Here is a 7285-nt window from a genome sequence, read left to right on the forward strand (position 1 = left end):
ACCACATTGACGGACGTGACCTCCCGGTCACACTAGGTCGCGCCTTCGAGATGGCTTACGTAGATCCATTTGCCAACCCAAGTTCTCATCGCGATCACGAGCGGAAGTGATGAGATGGCGGACGGGCATTCCGTCGCGCTGGAGTAAGGAGCATCGATTTCTTGAGGGTGTGATCAAGACCGCATGGATTGCGTCCGACATGCTCGCCAGTTCTGCGCTGCGGCTAACGACAGCTTCGTCCGCACTGCGGTCATTGCCCGGATTTCGATGAACGTCTGGTCCATTTGAAAGCGGTCATTGGCAGCTGCTAAGCTGCGGCCACAAGTGCGAACGGCAGCTTACGCCGACAGCAGACATTCGCGGGATCAGGCTCTACGTCCGCTACGCGGACAAAACTGCCAGATGCATGCACGATAAGTAGGGAGGCTGTGACATTTTCTGGAGCGCCTGTTTGCTTGGTATTGTTTTCCGATTTCTCGGATTTTCCCCAGCAATAACAGAATTTCGTACGATTTCTTGAGTAACCCGGTCGCGGTAATGACGACCGGACCCTCATGGATGGCAAGCTGTTTAAAGCCCCAAAGCTTTCGCAAGTGGCTACCCGGCCTCTGGTTAGCGTGTCTCGCAGGCCTTCCGTTGTTGCACCAGCCCGCCAATGCACAAGCGTTTTTAGAACAAGTTAAACTCGTCAGCATCCAGAAGGGCGGCCTATCCTCGCTTGCCAGGGATCTCAGCAGAGGAATGGGTGGGTTATCCAACGGCTCAAGGTATTCCTTTGATCGTTACTACAGCACCGACATACCTGAGATCCGTTTCACGATGCTTTCGCCGATCAATTCGAACTTCGGCATTCTCTGGGGCTTCGGAACAGGTGAAAGCGGTGACAAGTACCGAATTGAACCCAGTCTGAAGCTCGGGTTCCTCTTGGTCGATCAGCTTAGCAGGAATGAGTGGCTTTCTCTATCGATCACGGCTGTCCTTTGGGGCTACCTGCGTGAGAAACCCTGTTCCGCCGATTACGGAGCCGTGGGCGGCGTACAGACAGTCAACTGCCGGATGGCAGATTCCGTTTTGTCACCATCCGAAACATTAAAGTATCTCGAAAACAAGGCGCCGGCCGATCAGCTTTCTGTGTCGCTGCGCTATCAGCTCCGGTTTTAAAGAAAGCGGCCGGGTTTTACCCCAGCCGGTTTCCAGGTGATGAAAGGTTCTTTAGTTGGGGATGATATCTGGCGCAATCGCTCTAGAGAGGTCGGCTTCACCCATGCCATAGATACTGCTCCGAGTGCAGATCTCGCCCGACCAGGCGGTACAGTCGCCGTTTGCACCAAAATCGGCAATCGTGTCTGTCCGTGCTGTTTCAAGCAGTCGGTCTACGACGAGCGCACCAGGAGTTGTAGTGTTTGATGGATTCGACAAATATGCATCGTACTTGTTGCCAACCATCGCCGCATAACCAGCAACAATCGGCGCTGCAAAAGAAGTGCCGGAAAGACCCGTTATGCCTGCTTCGACGCCAGCAACGACAAACATATCCTGGATGCCCGTATCACTACCCGCGATCGTCGAATAGCTGGCAATTGTGGCTGGGTTCTCCGCAGACCCATTACCATCCAGTGCGCCTACGTAAATCGCGCCCGGCGCGTAGCGTAGCTGAAGGTTCAAGTAGTCGTTCATCCGTGTCGGGCGAGGCGTGCGAATGGTCAGTGTCCCTTCATCCACCGTTTGACCGTTCAGGTTACCTGCCGCTTTGACGAACACACCTCTGCCGGCATGAGCCTCAGTCACCACAGAGTCCCAAAGGCTGGTCCCCAACGAGTAATTCTCAAGGCTTTTTCCCTCTGGATCGAACAGGCCAAAGCTGAGGTTTACAACCTGCAGGCCATCTCCGGAATAACTGTCGGTGATACTGCCAGTCTCATAGGTCAATCCAGATGGTTGATCGACGGTGCTCCACGTCGCCCCAGGCGCGACCAAGCGAGCCTGAAGGGTAGTCCACCCGCCATGGGTTCGGCTTTCATTCCCGTTGTCTTCCAGATCACCCGAGATGCTCGTGCCGCCGAAATTATCCAGAACCACGATGTGCGATCCTGTCCCATCGAACCCTAGGGAATGCGCAAGGCCGACATCTTCATGCATCCAGCTGAAATAGGAATTTGGTGCTGTGTAAGCCCCTGGAAAAAGTTCATCGTCACCGGCAAAATCGTCCGCCGGTGTGTGCGCGGGTGGATCGGGGTCCGGTTCCGGCTCTGGATCAGGCGTCGGGTTGCATTTCGGACTTTTGGGGTTACACGCGTCCGCAACGCTCGGTGTCAACGAAAGCAGCGAAAGCGCGAACGTTGAAACGATAAGCGTTTTGAAAATCGTCATAATCGTTCCTCCTCAAAGAAGAATGGCATCATAATGTAGTCGTGAACTCTGCCAAAAATCAGATGAAATTTAGGAGGAGGAAGGCGGAAATGAGGCCAATAAGGAAGCCTTTTCGAAACAGTCTTTAGGGTTTCAAGAAACTGGTTCCAACAAGAGTTTTAGAATGATGGTTGCGATTCGCGTGTGTCCGCTTCGGGCTCAGAGCGGTCGTTCGCTGCAGTCAGGTCCAATGACCGCGCTGCGGACTAAGCCGTCATATACTGCAGCGGCGCTACAGGGGCATTCCCGAAGATTCCATAGCTTCGAGCCAACGATCGAGAGCGCCCTGCGCAATCCATAGGCCGGAATTAACGTCCCGTTCCCGTGACACCGTCCATCCCGGGTTTTCAGCGACATAGACAGCCATTGCCTGTCTGGCTTTCTCGACGTTGCCAAGGCAATGATAAATAGCGGCAAGCGTCGTGTTGGCAGCTACCGGCATTGAAGGAGATGCCTGAAACGTCTCAAGTGCTTGATCACAATCGCCCATCTGCCATTGGATTCTGGCTTTCTCCCAATGAATGTCGTGCCCGTAGAAAGGATCGACGAGTTCGGCCTCAGCAATCACCTCCAAAGCCTCTTCCGTCTCTCCGATAAAGCCCAACGTCTGTGCCAACGAGGTTCTTGCAAACGACGATGACGGGTTGAGTTCGATCGCACGCCGGAAAGCGTTTGCCGCGGCGACAGGATCGTTGTTCATCGTCAAGGCGCGTCCCAATGCTTGGTAGGCCATGAAGTTGTTGGGGTCGAGTTCTACGCCCCGGCGCGCCAGATCGTACATCCTTTTACGTATTTCCTCTTCGTCGCCTTCGATCCAGCCGTAACGCAGGCCAATCCGCAACGAAAGCGCCTGCCCAAGATAACCCCAGGCCGACTCCGGATAGTCTTTCAACGATCTTTCCTGTTCCTCAATGTTCTTCAACAGGCTCTCGCGGCTAAAGTCTCGCATGATCCGGCTTTGCGCAGCATTCGCAATCATCAGCGCGCTGACATCGTCTTTGGTCATGCGCGCCACCTCGGTTTCGATCACCTTGTTTCCAACGGACCCTGCGACATTCAAACTGATCACGTTGTTCGTTTTGAGCAAATCCTCGAGTGGAACATCGACATCATCAGCCCAAATATGCTCTTCCGACTGGCCATCAATTAGATTCGCTGTGATCTGTAGCCGTTCGCCATCATACTGTTGTGTCCCTTCGAGAATGAAGTCGGCACCCAGTTGGTCGGCGATTTCCGAAATGCCGAGATCGGAGTCACGGAACTTGAAGCTGGATCGCCTTGAAATCACTTTCATCTGCGGGTAGCGCGCCAGGGACGTGATGATCCCGCCACTTACTGCATCGCTTAGAAAGCCTTTGTGTTCTCCGCTACTGAAGTCTTCAAAAGGTAGCACGGCGATAACCGGCGGTTTGGCGGCCTCTGGTTGCAAGAAATTCAGTGCAACTGCGACGGCCAGAGCCACAATTCCGGCGACCAGCAGCCAACGCTTTGTCTTGCGGCGTGGTACTTCGACTTGCGGTTCCGTGATCCGCGGGGGAGCTTCTAAAGCAAGCGCTTGCGAGCGCTCGTCCAGTTCAACCCGATACACCTCCACCGGCGTGGATATATTCTTGACCTCTTGCGGGCCCATCGGCGCAAAGGTGAGATCGAGCTTGTCGTTCACTTGATCAAAGACAGTACGCGTTATGCAAATGCCACCGGGGTCCGCGAGTCCCTCTATCCGTGCGGCGATATTCACGCCATCTCCGTAGATGTCGTCCCCTGCAACAATGACGTCACCCACGTTGATCCCAATTCGAAACTGGATGCGTGTTTCGTCAGTAATTTCTGTTTGGGCCGCAGCAATGGCGTGCTGTACGTCAACCGCAAAGCGAACTGCATCGACGACGCTGGCAAACTCAACGAGGCTTCCGTCTCCCATAAGTTTAACGATGCGCCCGTTGTGCCGTTCGATACGAGGATTTATCTCATTATACCGGAGTTGTTGGAGCGCAGTCAGAGTACCGCTTTCATCGCGGCCCATTAAGCTTGAATAGCCTACAACGTCAGCCGAAAGGACCGTCGTTAGTCTGCGTTCATAGTCGTCCATTTCGAGGGCTCCGATCTCCGCTAAGCCGAGCCTATCTCAAACGAGAACAATTCGTCGAGTAGACCGAGTGTGGCTCATAGGTAATCAGTGACGATACGCGCACCAGAGCGGGTCGCACATCGAAGCGGCAATGGAGCGGCTGGAAGGGCGGGTCAACGGTACCCAGGAAGACAGCATCCGCAAGTTGAAGCCAAAAAGTTCGGCCTGATTACACATGAATTACACGTTCACTCGCATGCACCAAGCTGAATATTGCGTAAGTTATTGAATTTAATGGTGCCCGGGGGCGGAATCGAACCACCGACACGAGGATTTTCAAGACTTGTGTTTATTTTAAAGCGTTGATTTCAAAAGGGTATTCGCGGCGAAATTGAGGTGTGCGATAAACTGTGCGATGCGGTTAGGCTGCGCTGTCTTGGCCAAACACTGTGTTCAACACACTAACCTGAAACACTGTGCTTGAACACACTTTCAGCAACACTGTTTGGAACACAAGTGCTGGCTTTGATGAGTAAAGCGGACGTTCGACAAGGAACGCGAGCGTGACCGCTTAGCGAGACGATCCGGACCGATGCGCCCGCGGCATGGCCAGTCGCCCAGATCACTGCCTGTCATCTTTTTCGCCGCTGCGGCGCAGCTCGATCTCCCGAAAGCGGTCGTTCGAGCAAGCATCGATATAGCAGATCCGAACCGGTCGTTCGCCGCACGGCTGATTGATGTCTCACATGCGGACTTTCCGGACCGATGCACTGGCAGAATCCGTTATTTCCCAGGTCACCAGCTGACAGCCATCTCATAACTGCATCGCAGAGCGATTTCCCGAAACCGGACGTTCAAAGCGACTGAAAACCCCAAAACCCAAACCAGCCGTTCGCCGCACTGCCTATCGATGTCTCACATGCGGAAAAACAGTCATTTTGTATTTTCCAATATTCCACCAGAACCTGGAGCCAACGCTTCACGTAGCCATAAGTGGCTATCGGGCACGGTTGGCTCCTGAACATGGAAATTCTCTCCATCATCCAAGAGCGCAGCGGCCTGCTCCTCTTTCTGCGCTTCGGTGTCACGGCCGAGTGCCTTTAGCGAAAGGATGAGCAACTTTCTAAACCCGCGCACACTCGGCTTCAGGTCAATCATCTCCTTCAAAGTTGAGATAGTGCCTTCAAAATCCTCGCCGCAGAACTGTGCAACGGCCATATGCAGGCGACGGTATGTCCAGTAAGGATCGTTCCTTAGCTCTGTACCTTTTCTCATGGCCTTAACGGCATTGTCGAAATCTTCCGTAAGTATGAAAGCGTATCCAAGACCTATGTGAGCCTGCGGATAATTTGGGCTGAGTTCATAACAGCGTCTTGCGTCCGACATGACTTTTTCAGGATCGCGCTCGGTGATGCTGCGAAACAGGCATCTGGTAAAAAACACAAAATCGCTTTGTGGCATCAATTCCACTGCACGGTCATGCGCGGCAATCAACTCAGTCAGAATTTCGCCTTCGAGAGGCTCGAAGCGAATTTTATAACGCATCACGACGCCGATGGCCCACATGCTCAGGCTCATCCCGTCTTTGGGGTTCAAGCGCCGTGCGCGGTCCATTACCGAAATGCAGCGCTCCAAGTCTGGGATCGTGCATTCGTAGAACAGACCCGCAGCTCTTGTGCGCAGTTCCGATACACTAAGGTTCTCGTCTGGAATTTCGCCAATACGGTTATTGTCTAGTGAATTTACGAACAGCCGCAGCTTTGCATCGACTTGCGCGGATACATCGTCGCAAAAGCCAAAGAGATCGGTTGCATCTCCTTCAAATACGTCCGCCCAAACAGTTGAAGCATCGTCGCGCAGGATGAGTGATAGGTTGACGCGGGCGCGCCCTCCAGATGCGCGAAATCTGCCGCGCAGTGTATAGGTTGTTTTGTCATTCGATCCTACGGACACGTCGCGTACTCTGATGCCAGTTCGACGGGACAAGCCGTGAACGATTTGTTCGTGTAAATCGTCCGCAGCAGCAGCCGTTTCCTCTGTAGCAGGTGCGGCAACCAGTTTTTCTACTCCAATCACCGGAACCTCTTCCGACCGACTACCGACAAACATTTTTTCCGGCCGCCACTGAAAACACTGGATAGGTCGCGGGATGTTTTTGAGTTTGAATGTGCCAGCATCTGAAAATCCCTGACACTGCTTTTCTGACAGTTGATTGTATATATCTGCCGAGACCAAAACGCCTCCGGGAGGTGCTTCTGTTTGTAATCGGCAAGCGATATTTACGCCTGCTCCGTACAAGTCTGCTTCGTCGCGTACGATATCACCCATGTGAATGCCAATCCGCAGGCGGGTTTTCGGGTGTTCAGCCAGCCCGTTCTGAATTTCTAAAGCAGCAAGTACACTGGCAGCGACTGACGGATACGCAATGATCCAACCGTCCCCCATCCGCTTAAGGACCTCGCCCTCATGACGCTCTACAACAGGTTCGAGCAATCGATCACGCAATTCATGTACGAGAGAGATCGTGGCGCTTTCATCCTGAGCCATCATTAATGAGTAGTCGGCAATATCGGCGGCTTGAATAAACGCGAAACGGCGCGTCATTTTGGTTCTCTCTTTCCAATGGCGCAGCGACTTGAAGATTTAACACTTACCAAAATACTTGATTTCCAAGACTACTGAGTTTTGACGAAGCAAGCTAGGTTTCTCTCGGTTTAAACCGTTTCAAACCGGCAGCTCTGGGTTCAGAGCCGCCGCTTCCGCCAGAGGTGATCGCAGTCCGGTTTGAAATGGCGGACGACCGCTGCC

Annotated in this window: 4 protein-coding genes; 1 reads left to right on the top strand and 3 read right to left on the bottom strand. The window is 53.3% G+C overall.

Annotated elements, in window-relative coordinates:
- Nucleotides 1-537 precede the first annotated feature (537 nt).
- Nucleotides 538-1161 carry a hypothetical protein gene (locus tag TR61_RS18790; protein WP_172677025.1) on the top strand — a complete coding sequence of 208 codons (624 nt, stop codon included), beginning with the start codon at nt 538-540 and terminating at the stop codon, nt 1159-1161.
- A 51-nt stretch (nt 1162-1212) separates the two neighbouring features.
- Here the strand turns inward: TR61_RS18790 and TR61_RS18795 are convergent, their stop codons facing one another.
- The 3 genes from TR61_RS18795 to TR61_RS18805 all read right to left on the bottom strand — a co-directional run bounded on the left by TR61_RS18795 (nt 1213) and on the right by TR61_RS18805 (nt 7081).
- The gene (locus TR61_RS18795; protein ID WP_050932071.1) at nt 1213-2370 is read right to left on the bottom strand and encodes a S8 family serine peptidase; all 1158 of its coding nucleotides are present in this window, start codon (nt 2368-2370) and stop codon (nt 1213-1215) included.
- 271 nt (nt 2371-2641) lie between these two features.
- A complete protein-coding gene (locus TR61_RS18800) occupies nt 2642-4498 on the bottom strand; it encodes an adenylate/guanylate cyclase domain-containing protein (RefSeq protein ID WP_082182046.1) in 1857 nt (618 codons plus the stop codon).
- Nucleotides 4499-5410: 912 nt separating this feature from the next.
- Nucleotides 5411-7081, bottom strand: a complete 1671-nt coding sequence (locus TR61_RS18805) for an adenylate/guanylate cyclase domain-containing protein (RefSeq protein ID WP_050932073.1) — start codon at nt 7079-7081, stop codon at nt 5411-5413.
- Nucleotides 7082-7285: the final 204 nt, after the last annotated feature.

This window comes from Aestuariivita boseongensis (genome assembly GCF_001262635.1).
Taxonomy (GTDB): domain Bacteria; phylum Pseudomonadota; class Alphaproteobacteria; order Rhodobacterales; family Rhodobacteraceae; genus Aestuariivita; species Aestuariivita boseongensis.

Bases quoted from the DNA above. Each gene is read 5' to 3' on its own strand.
- TR61_RS18790 (WP_172677025.1), top strand. From the start codon at position 538: ATGACGACCGGACCCTCATGGATGGCAAGCTGTTTAAAGCCCCAAAGC.
- TR61_RS18795 (WP_050932071.1), bottom strand. From the start codon at position 2,370: ATGACGATTTTCAAAACGCTTATCGTTTCAACGTTCGCGCTTTCGCTG.
- TR61_RS18800 (WP_082182046.1), bottom strand. From the start codon at position 4,498: ATGGACGACTATGAACGCAGACTAACGACGGTCCTTTCGGCTGACGTT.
- TR61_RS18805 (WP_050932073.1), bottom strand. From the start codon at position 7,081: ATGACGCGCCGTTTCGCGTTTATTCAAGCCGCCGATATTGCCGACTAC.